Source organism: Chryseobacterium sp. 2987 (assembly GCF_031456375.1).
In the GTDB taxonomy this organism is placed as follows: Bacteria; Bacteroidota; Bacteroidia; order Flavobacteriales; family Weeksellaceae; genus Chryseobacterium; species Chryseobacterium vaccae.
In genome coordinates, this window is sequence record NZ_JAVDUN010000008.1 from 113,850 (window position 1) to 130,450 (window position 16,601).

The 16,601-nt window shown below is 35.9% G+C and carries 14 protein-coding genes; 5 read left to right on the forward strand and 9 right to left on the reverse strand.

Annotated elements, in window-relative coordinates:
• Positions 1-3: 3 nt before the first annotated feature.
• Positions 4-747: a hypothetical protein gene (locus J2Y40_RS20395; RefSeq protein ID WP_153397777.1), complete on the forward strand. Its 744-nt coding sequence runs from the start codon at positions 4-6 to the stop codon at positions 745-747.
• Positions 748-861: 114 nt separating this feature from the next.
• Here J2Y40_RS20395 and J2Y40_RS20400 read toward each other — a convergent pair whose 3' ends face one another.
• The 4 genes from J2Y40_RS20400 to J2Y40_RS20415 all read right to left on the reverse strand — a co-directional run bounded on the left by J2Y40_RS20400 (position 862) and on the right by J2Y40_RS20415 (position 4,080).
• Positions 862-1,596 (reverse strand): SIMPL domain-containing protein, encoded by a 735-nt coding sequence (locus J2Y40_RS20400; RefSeq protein ID WP_310001016.1) that lies wholly within the window; start codon positions 1,594-1,596, stop codon positions 862-864.
• Between the two features lie 72 nt (positions 1,597-1,668).
• On the reverse strand, positions 1,669-2,484 hold the full coding sequence (locus J2Y40_RS20405; RefSeq protein WP_310001018.1) for a carboxypeptidase-like regulatory domain-containing protein: 816 nt from the start codon (positions 2,482-2,484) through the stop codon (positions 1,669-1,671).
• A gap of 35 nt (positions 2,485-2,519) precedes the next feature.
• Positions 2,520-3,329, reverse strand: coding sequence for a hypothetical protein (locus J2Y40_RS20410; protein ID WP_310001021.1), 810 nt, complete (start codon positions 3,327-3,329; stop codon positions 2,520-2,522).
• 4 nt (positions 3,330-3,333) lie between these two features.
• Positions 3,334-4,080, reverse strand: a complete 747-nt coding sequence (locus tag J2Y40_RS20415; protein WP_153397771.1) for a carboxypeptidase-like regulatory domain-containing protein — start codon at positions 4,078-4,080, stop codon at positions 3,334-3,336.
• Between the two features lie 168 nt (positions 4,081-4,248).
• Here J2Y40_RS20415 and J2Y40_RS20420 point away from each other — a divergent pair, with 168 nt between their 5' ends.
• The 4 genes from J2Y40_RS20420 to J2Y40_RS20435 all read left to right on the forward strand — a co-directional run bounded on the left by J2Y40_RS20420 (position 4,249) and on the right by J2Y40_RS20435 (position 9,922).
• On the forward strand, positions 4,249-7,404 hold the full coding sequence (locus tag J2Y40_RS20420; RefSeq protein WP_409017728.1) for a UvrD-helicase domain-containing protein: 3,156 nt from the start codon (positions 4,249-4,251) through the stop codon (positions 7,402-7,404).
• Positions 7,405-7,566: 162 nt separating this feature from the next.
• A complete protein-coding gene (tssD, locus tag J2Y40_RS20425) occupies positions 7,567-7,968 on the forward strand; it encodes a type VI secretion system tube protein TssD (protein ID WP_185152003.1) in 402 nt (133 codons plus the stop codon).
• Positions 7,969-8,115: 147 nt separating this feature from the next.
• Entirely contained in the window at positions 8,116-8,340 is a 225-nt protein-coding gene (locus tag J2Y40_RS20430; RefSeq protein ID WP_310001025.1) for a hypothetical protein, read from the forward strand.
• A gap of 331 nt (positions 8,341-8,671) precedes the next feature.
• The gene (locus tag J2Y40_RS20435; RefSeq protein ID WP_310001028.1) at positions 8,672-9,922 is read left to right on the forward strand and encodes an erythromycin esterase family protein; all 1,251 of its coding nucleotides are present in this window, start codon (positions 8,672-8,674) and stop codon (positions 9,920-9,922) included.
• A 55-nt stretch (positions 9,923-9,977) separates the two neighbouring features.
• Here the strand turns inward: J2Y40_RS20435 and J2Y40_RS20440 are convergent, their stop codons facing one another.
• The 5 genes from J2Y40_RS20440 to J2Y40_RS20460 form a co-directional block, all read right to left on the reverse strand.
• Positions 9,978-10,487, reverse strand: a complete 510-nt coding sequence (locus J2Y40_RS20440; RefSeq protein WP_153397764.1) for a ferritin — start codon at positions 10,485-10,487, stop codon at positions 9,978-9,980.
• A gap of 126 nt (positions 10,488-10,613) precedes the next feature.
• On the reverse strand, positions 10,614-11,060 hold the full coding sequence (locus tag J2Y40_RS20445) for a hypothetical protein (RefSeq protein ID WP_153397762.1): 447 nt from the start codon (positions 11,058-11,060) through the stop codon (positions 10,614-10,616).
• Positions 11,061-11,235: 175 nt separating this feature from the next.
• Complete coding sequence (locus J2Y40_RS20450) at positions 11,236-12,216, reverse strand: hypothetical protein (protein ID WP_153397760.1); 981 nt, start codon at positions 12,214-12,216, stop codon at positions 11,236-11,238.
• A 139-nt stretch (positions 12,217-12,355) separates the two neighbouring features.
• Complete coding sequence (locus J2Y40_RS20455; protein WP_310001031.1) at positions 12,356-15,010, reverse strand: 4-alpha-glucanotransferase; 2,655 nt, start codon at positions 15,008-15,010, stop codon at positions 12,356-12,358.
• Positions 15,011-15,161: 151 nt separating this feature from the next.
• Positions 15,162-16,328: a T9SS type A sorting domain-containing protein gene (locus tag J2Y40_RS20460; protein WP_153397756.1), complete on the reverse strand. Its 1,167-nt coding sequence runs from the start codon at positions 16,326-16,328 to the stop codon at positions 15,162-15,164.
• Between the last annotated feature and the right edge of the window lie 273 nt (positions 16,329-16,601).

Here is a 16,601-nt window from a genome sequence, read left to right on the forward strand (position 1 = left end):
GTTATGATTAAAATTATCACCCTTTTGATGAGCATATTATTGGCAAATACTGTTCTGTATTCACAAAATACTACTCAGAAAAAAATTGTTATTAAATTGGTCGATGAAATTAACGAGGCTATTCCATCGTATAAGGTTATTTTAACATCAAAACCTATTAAGCTCAGGAAATATAATAAAATGAATAATCAGAATAAAATTCCGGCTTCAATACTAATAGATTCAATATTAACTGATTACAGAGGGGTAGCTACTGCTATTGTAAAAGCCAATTATTCCAGAAGGAAAATATATTTAAACTTTGTAAATTCTTATTATATAGACCAATCGACAACTCTTCATCTTTCAAAATTACCAACCGATACCCTGTTAATCAGCCTAAAACCTGCAGGGCAAACCTTACAAAGTGAAAAAATCTCAGAAAGAAGTGTACAGATTAACACCACGACCAACAATTCCGGACTTTTATTAAACACCGCTGCTGTTAAGCTCTCCAATGAAAAATTTGAGATATTGGGACAAAATAAGTCAGATAAAACAATATTTATAAATTCCATCCGGTCGGCTGCAAGCGATTGTATTGTGGATAGTTATCCAAAAGTATTACAAGCCGGGGAGGCTTTTAAAATTGGTGTAATTGCTTCTTCTGCAAAAATTCCAAAAAATGCAAGCCGTATATTTAAGTTGTATACCTCCAATAATGACAAACAAGATAACTTCACCATTATTTGTGAATGGATAAATTAATTATAAAAAATGATGATATGTGGATCATTAAAATATAAAAACGCCGAAGAATATTCTCCGGCGTTTTATCTTTATGTCTTTTAAAACTCTTTGAGGATTATGATATTTTTAGTTCTAATTCACCTGATATTCAAGTTTTATGGTAATACTGGCTTCTTTTTCTTTGGAAGAAGTATTGAATGTTCCACCGTAGGAATAATCTTCATTGGAATTGGGTGCAGTAATCTGAATCACTCCCATCGTTGCTTTTTTAAGGCTGCCCAGGCTGCTTCCTGAGTTTTCTGCAATTTTTTCTGCTCTTTCCTTAGCATCTTTTGTAGCACTTGCAATCATTTCCTGCTTTACTGTAGCCAGCTTGGTATAGAAATAGGAAGGTGAAGAAGACGTAAATTCGATACCGCGGTTGATGATCTCGGTAATGTTTCTGGAAAGGTTTTCAATATTTGCCACATCTTTGCTTTCAATAGAGACTTTCTGTGTTAGATTATAGCCTGAAAACTCTCCCTGTACATAGTTTCCGTTGGAATCGTTATAGCTTCTGAACTGTTTTTGAATATCTACAGAAGAAAAGACAATCTCATTTTCTTTCACTCCTTTTGAGGTCAGATAATCATGGATCACCTTCCGGTCCAATGCCAGCTCATCATAAGCTGATTTTAAATCTATGTTATTTTTAGAAAAACTTCCGGACCAGGTAATAAGATCAGATACGAACTGTTTCGTTCCAAGTCCTGTCACAGCTATTGTATTTTCGGATTTATTTCTGTTCTTGACAGCATTGCCTAAAAAGGTAAGTCCAATAACGAAGCCTAATGCCGCTATTGCTACTGCGATACTATTTTTGTTCATAAAATATTGATTTGATGCATATTTAAGTTACATCTACATCAATTTCCATTCCCTTTTTAAGAATTTTTAACATTATTCCTGGTTTTTACGCTGCTGCAGACGTTCAACATAAACAGGAATCAGATCTTCCATTTTCAGTAAAACACCGGATATATTTTTGGATCTTACGTAACTACGAACCAGAGGTTGTTGGGCAAATGAAAATTCTATAAATTCAGAAACCTTATCTGCAGGAATTCCTACCTCCGTAAAATAACTTTTATCTACTCTATCTGTTACCCAGGTAATATCCGTCTGAAGATCATCATATCTGTACTTCCTTTTCTGCCTCCTTGCCTTACCGCTGATCAGGTCAAAAGCTCCCTGTACATCCAGCGATCCTAAAAGTATCGGCAGTAAAACCTTCTTAACCTCAGCAGGCCTTTCCCTCATTTTTCCTACAGGCTGAGGAAGCCCTACCGCCTGTCTCACTCTTTCACCTTTATCTTCTCTGGCAGCTAATCTGGAATCTACAGCAAGATCTCCTGTTGGTTTTCTCACCACTTTTACTTCTCCAACGTCTTTTGGTATCGGAATAAGGGTAATCATAAGCTCTGAATTAATACCGTTTGTAAGCACTCTTTTTGAGCCCCTGTTGAAGCCTTCTTTTACAAACCTCAGCTCGTCATTGGGGAAAGCTTCAATAGCAAAAATACCTGCTGTATTAGAGTATGTTTTTTGATCGGTAGACATATTGATGACAATCACAGAGCTGATAGTCTCGCCATCATTATCTGTGATACGGCCCGTAACAGTCTGTTGGGAAAAGAAGGTATTGAACAGGAAAATAAAGAAAAGAAAAATTTTCCTTCCTTTAAAAAATTCAATATTTCTGTCTATATAATCCAATTCTTTTTATTTCAAATGTAATAAACTCAGAGCTGTTATTGGTTATCCAGTTTGTTCAATTTGCTGTATTCAGCAAAAGCAACCTGCAGCTCCATGATGATAACGTCTTTTTTAAAATCTTTCCTGTATTTCTTCGCCATAGTCCGCGTATCATTGGCGTAAATAAGAAAATGATCTATCTGTTCATCTTCCATTCCATATTTTCTAAGAAATCCCAAATCGATGTCTGTTTTAATTCTGCTTATAAAATCCTGTGTTTCCGTAAAATTAGCCTTGGTAATTTTAGGTTTCCTTGATTTTTTGATGAAATTAGCAGCTACTTTAAGAACACTGAACACATTTACATACCCGGCTTTAAAATCGTGACCTTTAAAGTTCTGGGAAATGGAATTAACCGGCAGCGGCTCATTCAAAGGGCTTCTCATATATTCACTTAATCCTGATTTCAAAGCCCCAATCTTTCTCGATTCATTGAGATACTTGTTATCTTTTTCCAGATTTCCGGTGGGTGTATAAGTCACTTTCACTTCAGGAATCTCAATTTCTATTCTCTTAAGACTTATGGATAAAGGAGTATTGAAATCTTTCTTTGAAACCTTTTTATCAAAGCGGTAATACCCTTCTTTTACGAACCTGATCTCATCATTTTCCGAGGCATCAATGGTAAAATCACCAGAAGTACTGCTTAATACGCTCTTCTGATTAGAGATATTGATCACCAGCACCGGATTGATATTTGTACTGCTGTTATCTGTAATTCTCCCGGTTACTTTTTGCTGTGAAAAAGCAGTGGCAGAGATCAGGACCAGAGTCCCACTGAGATATTGTTTACTATAGGCTTTCATTAGGTTATCTTTTCGTCTGTGGAGCTCTGTAAGATGATATTCTCATCATAACGAACCGTTTAAAACGGTTCAGATCAGTATCACTGCAGAAGCCGTATTTCAGAATTGCTTTTCTTTCAAAACCACCAGCCAGAACATAGCTGATAAAATGGTCTACCTGAGAAGGTTCTATTTTAAGATCGGCAAAATATTCTTCACCAAGAGCTGTTTTCAGGTAACTTCCCAGATCAATATCATCCCATTTATTTTTTATTTTCCCAATGGAGAATCCACCTCCATTAGGCTGTACAAATTCACCGGGTTTTGCAGCAAGTATCCTTGGATCTGATTTCTGGGCAATATAACGGTCTATATCTTTTATCAGCTTCTCTACTTTTTTGGGTCTGTTAAGATTTTTGGAATCAATCTTCAAATCTCCGGTAACACCCTTTTTTACTTCAACTTCAGCAATCTGTATGGTTTCCCTTTCCAGGCTTATATTGAGGGGAGCTTCAATGTTTTCCTTAGTTACTTTCTTTACAAGGCGCACATATCCAAGCTTTACAAACCTTAATTCATCCCCGCCTCTTCCGGAAACCATAAAGTGACCATCCCTGTTGGTGAGAACGGTTTCATCTGTTCTTATATTGATAACCGTCACGTCCGGCATTTCGGAACCATCTTCAGAAGTTACCTTTCCGAAGATATAATTCTGGGCATGAGAATAAATGGAAAAAAGAGTGAATAAAATAAAGAATAGTTTGAGTTTCACTGGCAGTTTTTTATGCAACAAATCTAAAATTATTTTCAAAGCAAACTACAAGTTTAACCACAGTTAACGTGTTTTAGGATTTCTTTTTGAATTTTGCCTGTAAAAGTGTTAAAGAGCCCATTATAATTGTTAAAATTTCACTTAAATTTTAGCTAACTTGCAGATTCAATTCTAAATTCAGCAATGCATAATTCTTATACGGTCATCAATGCTTCAGCGGGCTCGGGAAAAACATATGCCCTTGTTCAGAGACTTCTGATGATTTGTCTCCGTTATCCTAATCAGCAGCAGTCGATCAGGAATATACTGGCACTTACGTTTACCAACAAAGCTGCCAACGAGATGAAAGAAAGAATCTTGTCATGGCTGGGAAATTTCACTGCGGATAATTTTGCAGACAATGCAGATCTTAAAAATATCCAACTGGCATTTGAAGCAGAAGGATTGAAAATTACCATCGATGAGCTTCATATCCGCTCAAAGAAACTCTTGGATTATGTACTTCATAATTATTCAACCCTGAACATCGGAACGATTGACCGTTTTAATTCCAGGCTGGTAAGGAGTTTTTCTTATGAGCTGGGATTGGCCAAAAACTTTAATCTGGAAATCGAAGCGGAACCATTCCTGATTGAGGCCGTTGATAAAATGCTGGATCAGATCGGGGAAAATGATGTGATCTCGAACTCTTTCATGGATTATGTGGATTACAGTCTTGAAAACAACGAAAGGATCAACCTCAATAAAAACCTTTACGATTCGGCCAAAGAATTCGTAAAAGATATCCATTACGAGCATCTGAAAAGCAATAAAGATTTTGATGATACGAATTATGAGAATATCAAAAATACGCTTCGGAAAGAGATTGTTCAGAATAAAAAAAAATCGGCAGAACTAGCTGAAGAATCAGTGAAATTATTCCGTTCCAGAAATATAGAGATTGAAGATTTTGCGCAGGGTAAAAACGGAATCGGAGGATTTTTCACGAAAGTTATTGACTTTTATCAGCAGAAAAGACCTGGTTTTCCTTTTCCAACGACCCAGGAAGAATCCGTTGTCAATAATTACAGAAAAGGAGCTTCCTCTAAATCAAAGAATAAGGAACCTGAAATTTTTGAGATTCTCGATCAGCTTCTTGCTAACAGGATGCAGCTGATCCTTTTATATATTGAAACCCAAAAGAAAGAAAAAATCCTATCGGCCCTACTGCCTTTGAAGGTTAATAAGGATATTCAGGATGAACTGAGAAAGATTGAAGAGGAGAATGATCTGGTACTGTTATCAAAATTCAATATTCTGATCAATGAAAATCTCAGAAATGAGCCGTCTGCTTTTATTTATGAAAAGGTAGGTTCCCAGTTTCAGCATTATTTCTTTGATGAATTTCAGGATACCTCGGAACTTCAATGGCAGAATTTTGTTCCGCTGCGTGACCACAGTGTTTCTACAGAATATACTTCTTTTACACTGGTGGGCGATCCCAAGCAGAGTATTTACAGGTTCCGTGGCGGGGAGAGCAAGCTGATGCTGGATATTATCAATAAAAAGGAATTTGCTCCGAGACAGGCTGATCTTCTGGTACTGAAAGACAACTGGAGAAGTGCTAAAAATATTGTTCAGTTCAACAACGAACTTTATCGGTATCATTCTGAGGGGCTGGAAGAGGAACATCAGAATATTTTCGGAACAGATGCTGAGCAAAACCCGAAATCGAAGATTGACGGCCGTGTAAAGGTAAGTCTCATTGAAAATCTCACCAATGAAGATTTTTACAACGACACGTCTGAAAGAATGCGGAAAGATATTCAGAAAAGCCTTGACAACGGATTTAAGTTTTCTGATATCACGATCTTATGCCGTGGAAATTTTGATATTTTCAGCTATTCACAGAAACTGGGAAATCTGAAAGTAAATTACCTTGGTGAAGAAACCAACATCAAGACGATTTCGGATAAAGGGCTTACCCTGGAACTTTCCAATACCCTGAAAGCGGTTATTGAATTCCTGAGGTGGGAGATTAATCCCAAAAACAGAACTAATCTGATCATGCTGATGTATTATCTGAATACTTTAGGCAGGATTCATATGGCAGATTTCACTCTGGAAATGAAAGAGATCCTGGAGATTGAAAAACATGAGGACATTCTTCAGTTCATTCAGATAAAATATACTTTAAAGCTAAAGCAGGATCATTTCCCAAGATTCAATCTGTATAATTTTGTGGAATATTATATCAACGAATTTTCTGTTGAAAATAAAGAAACCGATTTTCTCCTGAACTTTCTGGAAATGCTTTTCAATTTCACCCAGAATGCCGGAGCCAGCACCAAAGAATTTTTGAAATATTGGGATGAAGAAGCATCTGCCTATACCATTCAGGCATCGGAAAATATAGATGCGGTGCAGATTATGACTATCCATAAGTCTAAAGGGCTGGAATTCCCGATCGTATTTATTCCGATGATGAACAAGAACCGGGACGGCGAATTTACCAATTGGTTTGATACTCAGAATGATGATGCTCTGAAATCCGTCAATATCAATCAGTTCAGCAAAACACTGGAAGTTTACGATGAAGAAATTGAAAAATTCAACAAAAAAAACTCCTATAAAAACCTTATTGACAGACTGTGCCTTCAATATGTAGCAACCACCCGTCCTGTTGAGCAATTGTTCTTTTATCTTCAAAAAGCCAATAAAACGTCCAACAATCTTGAGTTACTTGAGTTTTTCAATGGTAAAAATACAAATCAGGCGGATGAGTTTGATCTGTATGAAACAACTCCTGAAGGTCTAAAGAAGCATTCAAAAGATAAAATATCTTCCTTTAAGACCAAAGATATTCAGCATCTGAAAAATGTGAATGAAAAGAGTACTTCTATTAAAATCGCTACTCCATCCAAAAACTATCAGGTTCGAAATGAAAAGGTAAGAATAGGGCTTTTTGTACATGAGCTGCTTTCAAAAATCAATACGAAAAAAGATACCGCCAAAGTATTGGAACGGTATGTGATGGAAGGACAGATCACCGTGGAAGAAAAGAACGAGATAGAGGAAACGCTACTCCATATCATTGAAAAGTATGCTGAATTCTTTGATGAAAGCTGGCAGGTGATCAATGAAAAGGATATTATGATCTCTGAAAATGGTGAAAGTCATCTATTCAGGCCCGACCGTATTTTAAAAAATGATGAAGGATATATTATCGTGGATTTCAAAACCGGAGAGCCAACAGAAAAAGATCAGCTACAGATTGAAGGATACCGGAATATTCTGGAAAAGCTGGGAAGAAAAGTTTTGAAAATACAACTGATCTATCTATAAATTTTTTATATTAGCCATAATCGTAGAAGTACTACATCAAATCGTAGAAGTACTACAAAATCTGAAAGTTATGTGAAAAAATTTCCAGAATAATACAAAGTAATATACATTTGTAGTACAATCACTGATGCAAATATTATTAACCATTAAAAATTTATTATCATGGCAGCAAACTCAAGAGGAATTTTAAAATTCAATGGTGGGGAAGGTCAAAAATTATTAAAGCTGAACTACAGCGTATCTAGATCTACAGACGTTTCAGGACGTGTAGCGTCAGATCCCTCTAATGCACTTATTAAAATTACAGTAGAAGCAACGGAAAAATCAGACATTCTGGAAAGCTTACTCAACGGAAAGTATAAGCCTACAACAGGAGAAATTACATTCAATAAATCTCACGAAGAAGGTACTCTTATTACTTTAAGCTGGGAAAACGGCTATGTAGTCCAGCATCAGGTAGAATTTGATGCAGTGGATGAAAACAGTATGCTGATCAGCTTTATCGTAAGTGCAGAAACTATCGATTACGGTAACTCTAAGTACTTCGGTTTCTGGCCGTCTTAATTCCTGCTTATTACCATATATAAAGATCATCTTCATTAAAGATGGTCTTTTTTTATTTTAAAAACTTCAGTAATTCTTCATCTTATTTTCACTTCTAATCCGGATAACATTCTTATTTTTAAGGGATAAACATGAAAGCTCTATACCATGAAAATTTACCTTATTTCTTTTCTTATAAGTATTGCCATACTGATTATTACAATGGTGGCAGTTTATGAGACAGCAGACTATATCAGTCCACCTGTAACAACAGATGGCCACCGATATATGCCTACGGGAAATGTTTTTATTGCTTTGGTATATGGTTTTCTCTCGGCCATTCTCTCCTTCTTCATTTCTGTCAGAATACTGAGGCGAAGGCAGAAAAGATAAAGGATAAATGGATTAGGGTTAAGGAAATTGGTTGGAAGCTGGAAGTTACTTTTAGTTATATGTATTGAGAGTCACTATAAAATTTTAATATTATAAGAAAAGTAAAAAACAAATAAATAATTATTCTTAATGACCTTCATAACTTCCCTCTTCCCCCTCCCAGCTTCAAACCTATATTAAAATCAGAAATTCTTATTACAGACTGATGTTAAGTACAGGCTCTTAATTAGAGTTTTATTAACTTTTTAAAACAAAATTTAATAAAACTTTATGTCTGATTTTTTTAAATAAATTATTTTTTGACTTTGTTTTGCGGTACAAAAAATAAGCCATGAAGACACATTATTACAGAGCAACCTTTACTCTCCTCATCTTTCTTATATCTTTCAATGTCCAGGCACAGAAAAAAAGTTTGACGGAGGAAGAGAAAACTTATCTAAAAAAATTCATTTATCCTTTAAAATCTGTTGAACCGGGGTATCCTGAAACTTCTGATCTGAATGTATTTGATAAATTAATCGGAGATTCTAAAATTGTTGCGTTGGGAGAAGTTTCCCATGGTTCCAGCGAGATTTATAAAATGAAAGACCGACTGGTAAGATACCTGGTTCCTAATAAAAATTTCAGTATATTTTCTCTTGAGGCGTCCATGCCTGAATCCTACATGATGAACGAATATACGATGAGTGGAAAAGGGGATCCTAAAGCTTTTCTGGATGAAATGGGATTCTGGACGTGGCAGACTGAGGAAATGCTATCAATCATCAACTGGATTAAAAAATACAATGAGACCAGTTCTCATCAAGTACAATTCACAGGATTTGATATGTTGTTTACTAACGGTGCTACAGAAGAAATAAAGAAAATCTGCACAGCCAACAATTTTTCACAAAATGATGCCGCCCAGATTTCTGAAATATTTGCACAAAGTAATGGTAAATCTAAAAAAACGGATATTACCGGCAGTCAAAAAGAAACTCTGAACACTCTTCTTGAAAATCTCAAAGTATCTTCCCAGAAAATAAAAGATGAGAAAGAAAGGAACTGGTTTCTTCAGAATCTCCGCATCATTGAACAGAATATAGATAAATCAGCGATGAAAAGAGATCTTTATATGGCCCAGAATATTGAATGGATCATCTCTCAAAATCCTGATTTCAGAATGATTATTTCAGCTCATAACGGTCATATCAACAGCTACAAAGGAAAGATGGGAGAATATTTAAAACGTGATTTAAAAAATGATTATGTCACTTTCGGGTTTGCATTTTACAGCGGAAATTATACTGCTTTTGACCGAAAGTCCAAAACAACTGGTCCTTTTCCTGCACAAACAGCCTATGAAGGTACAGCAGAATATCTGTTGAACTCCCTAGACATTCCTATCTTCATTCTGGACCTTAAAAGCCTTAAAAAAGAAAATAATGAGGCTGCAAGATGGATAACCAGGGATGAAATAAAATTCAGAAGAGCCGGTTCCACGGTAGTTCCGGAAGAGTTTCAGAAAACCAATATTGCCGCTGATTTCGATTATCTGATCTTCATTAAGGAATCTACCCATTCCAGACTTTTAATAAAATAAAATAGCCCCGCCGTTCTCTGAACGGCGGGGCTATTTCTTTAGCTTATTATGGATATTAAGCGGTAGTATTAGGAGTAAAAACTCTCTGAGCCAGCTCCTGATCGAAAAGATATAATGCAGAAGGGTTGTCACATACCATCTTGATCTTCGTCACATACTGCGAAGCGCTTGCTTCTTCTTCTACCTGCTCATTAATGAACCACTGCATGAAAGATGTTGTTGCAAAATCTCCTTCATCATTAGCGTTCTTTACAATATTGAAAATGCTCTTTGTTACTTTTTTCTCATGCTCCAATGCTTTCTCGAAAATATCTGTTGCATTTTCAAACTGATGCGGTGGTTTTGCAATTTCTCCGATAATGATTTCTCCGCCTACATCATTCAGGTAATCAAACATTTTATCTGCGTGCATCAACTCTTCTTTGCTTTGAACTCTGAAATAGTTGGCAATTCCGTCAAGGTCCTGTCCTGAAAACCAGGCAGACATTGAAAGATAGTATTGTGCAGCATATTGTTCGTGAGCAATCTGCTCGTTAATTAATTTTGCAATTTTTTCGCTGATCATAAGTATAAATTTATAGTCAAAAATAGGGAATAAAAGCCCGAAATCAAAAGCTTTAATGAAAATTAATACAAAAAGGACGGGAAAAATCCCATCCTTCACACATTAAAAAATCAAAATTATGAACGTTTATTTTGCATCAGGAACAGCCGTGTTCATCGGCTTTTTCATCATTTTTCTTTCCTTCATTGCTACCCTTCTTTCCTCCATCTTTGCTTTTCTGTCCGCCTGCCATTTATCATATTGCTCAGGGGTCAGGATCTTTTTCATATCGGCATCCATTTGAGCTCTTTTCGCTTTCATTTCTTCCATTTTAGCCATTCTTTCATCTTTGTTCTTTTCAAAATTGGCTTTCATTTCAGCTTTTCTTTGTTCGTGAAGGGCTTTAATCTGAGCTACCTGAGATGGGTTCAGGTTAAGATCTTTCTGCATCTGTGCCATACGTTCCTGTTCTTTCTGCTGCATTTTCTGCTTCATCTCTACAGCTCTTGCCTGTCTGTCCTGAGGAGTAGTCTGTTGTGCCATTGCCAAACCACTTATTCCGATCATTGCTATTGCTAAAACTAATTTTTTCATCTTAAAAAATATTTAATTAATTGTTATACATCTTTTTGATTATAAGTTAAAACAGAAGTTAAATGAACATATTCATAAAAATTGTTAAATTTTATTATCAAAATAATAATTAAATAAAAAAAAGGACAGATCCTAAAACCTGCCCTTCACACCACTTAAATATAATATATGAAAATTAATTATTTGCTAATCTGCTTCGGAAACCTCCGGAACTGTTGTTATTGTTCTGCGGTCTTGGAGAGGAGCTTTCAGATCTGAAACCATTATTATTTCCTCTGAATCCTCCGTTACTGTTTTCTCTTCTCGGAGCATCTCTTTTTATTTCACTGTTTCCTCTGAAACCTCCATTATTTCCAAATCCACCTCTGGTTCCGTTATTGTTATCAGATTCTCTTCTGAATCCACCATTACTTCTTCCCCCGTTATTGTCGTTTCGGAATCCTCCGGAATTATTGGATCTGTCTCTGTTATCTGCCTGATTACGGAAACCGCCACTATTGCTGCCGTCTCTTACCGGTCCTCTGAATCCGTTGTTCGGTCTGTCACTTCCTCTGAATCCATTAAAACTAGGATTATCCATTCTGCTGAATCTTGACCGGTCAACACGATAAATATTGATATTCACATTTCTGTATCTCGGCATTACTGCATATCTCGGAGCATAGTATGTTCTTCTGTAATTCTGGAAATAAACGATTGGGCTTCCTCCGTGATAATAATTATTCTGGAATACCACGAATACTCTTGGTCCTAAAATTCTTTCCAGCGCATAGAATCTGTCGTAATACCATCTGTCCGGATTATATCGGTAAAAGTTATCCCAAGCTGAAAAACTTGCATACAGATTATTCAGCCGCAAAATCTGATCAATCTGCCAACGGTTCAGCCCGTTTTGTCTGAAGAAAACATTCCAGTTGATATTGACAACACTGTTTCGGTAGTCGCTATAATAGTTCTGGTAATACTCGCTTGGATAATAATCCTGAGGATAATTGTAGTAATAATCATCAGGGAAATAATTTCGGTCATCTTCATCAGAATAATAACCGTTCCCATTTTGATAATATCCGTCGTCTCCCCATCCGTTATTTGGATATTGCTGGGCGGAAGACAAAGCTGCCAGTCCCAAAGCAAATCCCAAAAATATTTTTTTCATCCCGATAGTCGTTAATTGGTTAGTATATAGCAGAATATCTCTATTCTACTTCTTTGATGTAAATAAAAAAAAGAAGTTAAATCCTAAGATAAAACTTCTTTCAATTTATTATTAAATGACTGATAATCAATTGTTAATTTTACATTCTACCACTATCTTTTATCCAATGTTTTATCTTTTCATTGAAGTTTGTGCTGGCTTTGAGATCTTTCAGTTTCAGATGCATCCTGTAACGCCAGTAATGTGGAAATACGGCAGGGTCGTTAATTCTTTCGTTATCTATATTTTTGTTTGTCAGCTCCGGATCTGTTGCCATAAATTCCTGAATTGGGAAAATAGCCAGCATCGCCTCATTGTAAAGATGTTGCTTCATGATGATTTCCGCCAGATGTGCCTCCATTTCTTCAGGGGCTTTTCCATACTGAATCAGCTGTTGATTAAAGTATTTCTGTGTCAAAGCAGGATCTTCCTTCCACCATTGCCGTAAAGTAGAGCTGTCATGGGAAGAAGCAGTTACCACGTTCATATAATCTGCATTTTTAGGATTATAAAACGGAATATTTTCAGAAGGCATGCGTTGCACTTTCAGGGCGATAATAGCCAGTTCATCCATGACAACAGGTACACAGGAAGGTACCATTCCAAGGTCTTCTCCACAGATCAGCATCTTGGTTGCATTCAGGATAACCGGAAGTTTTTCCATGGCTTTCTCATACCAAAGATGGTCCTGTCTTCTGAAGAAATAGTCGTGATACAAGTCATAAATTGCTTTCTGATCCCATTCAGGCAGGTATTGGTAAGACTCTGTGTTATAAACATTAAATCTCGGGTGATAAACCGTTTCTCCGTTTCTCTCTTCAGTAAGAAACAATACATTCGCACATAGTGAAATAAGCTTATCTTCTATTGAGCTTCCAGGATTCTTTTTAAAAAAATCGGATATTTTTCTTTGAGTATCAAATTCTTCTTTAAATGAATAGGTTCCGTCACTATTATGGTTAATATATTTTAATGCTTCAGTGGTATTTTCACCAAAGTAATCCCACAGGATCTTGTCATTGATAAATGGTTTACAGTATCGGTTAAAATCAAATGAGATATTCCATGCCTTAAATTCTTCTGTAACGATAGGAACTGCCGGATAAAAATATCCCAAAATTCCTTGCACAGCGGAGATCGGCATTCTCCATATTCTGAAAAAGCCCAAGATATGATCAATTCTCATCGCATCAAAATATTGTTCCAATGCTTTGAAACGATTTTTCCACCATCTGTAATCATCGGCCTTCATAGCTTCCCAGTTATACGTTGGGAATTCCCAGTTCTGTCCTAATTCTGTAAATTGATCTGGTGGTGCTCCTGCCTGGAAATCCATTCCAAACAATTCCGGTTCTGTCCATGCTTCTACAGAATACCTGTAAATACCGATTGGAAGATCGCCTTTTAACGAAATCCCCAATTTATGGGTATAATCCACAGCATCTTTCAACTGCAAATGAAGCTGATACTGTACCCATGCATGAAGCATTGAAGCATCATAATCTTTGCTCTTGCTGGTGAAAAACGGAGCTATTTTCCCTGCAATATATTTTTTATGGGTTTTCCATTCGTTGAAATTCGGAGTTTTATATTTATCCCGAAGCACACAGAAAGCGGCGTAAGGAAGAAGCCAATGATCATTATCTTTTATAAACTTCTTAAAATTCCGGTCTTTATAAATCTTATCTTTTTCTGCGTTAAAAACCGCTTTTAGATATTTCCATTTGCCTTCAATCATTTTCTCATAATCAATCAGATCAAGGGCATTTAAAGCTTCTTTTTCAGACTGATACTCTAAAACTAAAGATTCCGGTAAAGGGAAATCAAGGCTTTCCAATGAAATATACTGCGGATGAAGTGCATACACAGAAACAGCTGCATAAGGATAAGAATCCGTCCAGGAATAATTAGCTGTAGTATCATTGATTGGCAGAATCTGGATAATTCCCAGATTGGTTTCCTTTGTCCAGTCTGCCAGCTCTTTAATATCAGAAAATTCCCCTACTCCAAAACCATTTTCGCTTCTCAGAGAAAACACAGGAACGGCTACTCCCGCATCATGATACATCTGATATCCTTTAAATCTGAAATAATGATTGGAAACTATCTGAAGAACATCTTCCAAAGGATTAGCCAGCGTAAACCTGTTTTCTCCTGTTTCTACATCAATTACTTTTCCTTCTTTAACATCATAAATACAGTATTTGAATTGAATAAATTCATTTTCAGGGATTTCAACAGAGACTTCCCAAATTCCGAAATCGGTCTGTGAAAGATGAATAGCTTTATCATAATTCCAGTTTCCAAGTGAGGCTGTACTTCCAAAGAGTACAATTTTCCAGTCCGGATTATAGATGGGTGCCTCAATTCTGAAAAGATGGGTATGCTTTTTCAGAACGGTCACTTTTTCAGGAACAAACTGATTAAGCTTGTTATAAAGAATCTTATTGTTTAAGTAATTTTCAGGGAAATTTTTATTATTCCATTCGTCAAAAATCACAAACTCTTTATAGTTGTGAGGGAAATTAAGATGATGCTGTACAAATTCCTCCCTCAGAATATTACCTTTCCCATCTGTAAGCCGATACTTGTACGATATGGTCTTTGAAAAATAATCTACTTCACATTTCCATAATCCGTTTTCAGCGTAAAACATTGTATAGGATTGTACTGCGGTACCTTCCTCATCTACGGTTACCAACTGAAGATTCTCTCCGGCTTTGGCATTATATCCTACATTAAAGTATAGCTTCATCCTAGATTTTTTTATAAAAATACATTTTAATATCGAAAAATAAAATTTATTGAATATCAAATAATCATTAAAAACCCTTCTCAAAAATTAATTGAAAAGGGCTTTAATTTTCTGCAAAGTTAACGAGAATTCTGTGTATAATTAATGTAACTTATTCTGTCACAAGAATTTTTTTATTTAATAATATTTTCCCGGATTCATTGGTTATATTGATCATATAGGCTCCACTAACTATATTATTCAGATAAAGCTGTTGATTCAGCGAACCATCTTTTACAACAAAATCCTGTTTCATGATACTTTTACCCGAGAAATCAAAGACCGTAAGTTTAAGATTTCCTTTTACTGTTTTATCATTTACACTGATATTGATAAGATGTTCATCAACTCTTGTCGGATAAATATCAATTCCTGCTAATGCGCTAGATGATGCTATTCTGTCGTTTGCAAAATATTTACTGGCCAGGTCATAGATGTGAGGTTTCTCTTCACCAGGAAGAAGTTTGGCCTGAAGGGACTTTAAATCCACTTCGTATAATCCTGCTCCTTTGGCACTTGCAATGACTACTTTACCTTGTGCATTCACAGCAGCCCCATTTACTGAATAGTTTTCAGGAATTCCTGTAATTTTTCCAACAAATTTTGCTTTCAGTTCTTTGGTAATGACTTTAAAAACATTTCCGGAAACTGAGAATACGTAGAAATTATTATCCGCATCAGCAATCATATCTCCACCAAAACCTGTTTCCATTGCTGTAAATGAATTTTTCCCGTTGGAAACATCATCTTTAACGATTCCAAGATCACTTACTGTATATTGTCCGCTTTTTTTGCTGATCTGAAGAAACTGTGTTCCTGCATTGTTCATCGCATAAATATTCCCGTCATATCCGGCAGACATTCTTGTTATGTGGGAGTTAATATCACACGAAGTCACTCGTACTGCTGTATTTTCCACCAAAGTAATCTCCTGGGTATTCGGGTTCAAAATATATATATTGGAAGAAAACATCGGCATATACACCAGATCGTTATTGGAAGCATCATAAGCCAAAGCTGCCATCATAATCGCCTGCGAATGGGCATACGTGCTTTTATCCTCTGTTACCATACCTTTCCTGGATTGGGAAAATACTTTTGCAGGAGAATCAGCAGTAAAAACTTTCTTTCCGGAAGTTCCATTTGTAGCATCAATGGTTCGTAAATCACTGAAAATAATACTTGGAGTATCTTTTCCTGCAATGGCAAAAATATCCTGCTGTGCATGGGCATATACACCTGATAACAGCAAAAATAAAGGGAATAAATGTTTTTTCATACTATGTAGAATTTAGATTTAATCATTTTAGTATGACTAAGTTACGTAATTTACAAATTGAAATCACAAAAAATACAATTCATTTTAATAATATTTACAAAAATTTAATCCTTATATTGATATTATGATAATCAAAATCTAAGGAAATCATCTGCTCGGATAACTAATGGGAATTTCATTTTCATGAGCATTTTCCCGCTATCCGCTCATACTCCTCACGCCATTAGCTGTTCCCTGCCTCAATCCTTTCTTTTCCATCCAGTTGCGGGGTAA

Excerpts from the sequence above, each read along its gene's own strand:
- J2Y40_RS20430 (WP_310001025.1), top strand. The coding sequence starts at position 8,116 with ATGAAAATTTACCTTATTTCTTTTCTTATAAGTATTGCCATACTGATT.
- J2Y40_RS20395 (WP_153397777.1), top strand. The coding sequence starts at position 4 with ATGATTAAAATTATCACCCTTTTGATGAGCATATTATTGGCAAATACT.
- J2Y40_RS20450 (WP_153397760.1), bottom strand. The coding sequence starts at position 12,216 with ATGAAAAAAATATTTTTGGGATTTGCTTTGGGACTGGCAGCTTTGTCT.
- J2Y40_RS20435 (WP_310001028.1), top strand. The coding sequence starts at position 8,672 with ATGAAGACACATTATTACAGAGCAACCTTTACTCTCCTCATCTTTCTT.
- tssD (WP_185152003.1), top strand. The coding sequence starts at position 7,567 with ATGGCAGCAAACTCAAGAGGAATTTTAAAATTCAATGGTGGGGAAGGT.
- J2Y40_RS20460 (WP_153397756.1), bottom strand. The coding sequence starts at position 16,328 with ATGAAAAAACATTTATTCCCTTTATTTTTGCTGTTATCAGGTGTATAT.
- J2Y40_RS20440 (WP_153397764.1), bottom strand. The coding sequence starts at position 10,487 with ATGATCAGCGAAAAAATTGCAAAATTAATTAACGAGCAGATTGCTCAC.
- J2Y40_RS20400 (WP_310001016.1), bottom strand. The coding sequence starts at position 1,596 with ATGAACAAAAATAGTATCGCAGTAGCAATAGCGGCATTAGGCTTCGTT.
- J2Y40_RS20455 (WP_310001031.1), bottom strand. The coding sequence starts at position 15,010 with ATGAAGCTATACTTTAATGTAGGATATAATGCCAAAGCCGGAGAGAAT.
- J2Y40_RS20410 (WP_310001021.1), bottom strand. The coding sequence starts at position 3,329 with ATGAAAGCCTATAGTAAACAATATCTCAGTGGGACTCTGGTCCTGATC.
- J2Y40_RS20445 (WP_153397762.1), bottom strand. The coding sequence starts at position 11,060 with ATGAAAAAATTAGTTTTAGCAATAGCAATGATCGGAATAAGTGGTTTG.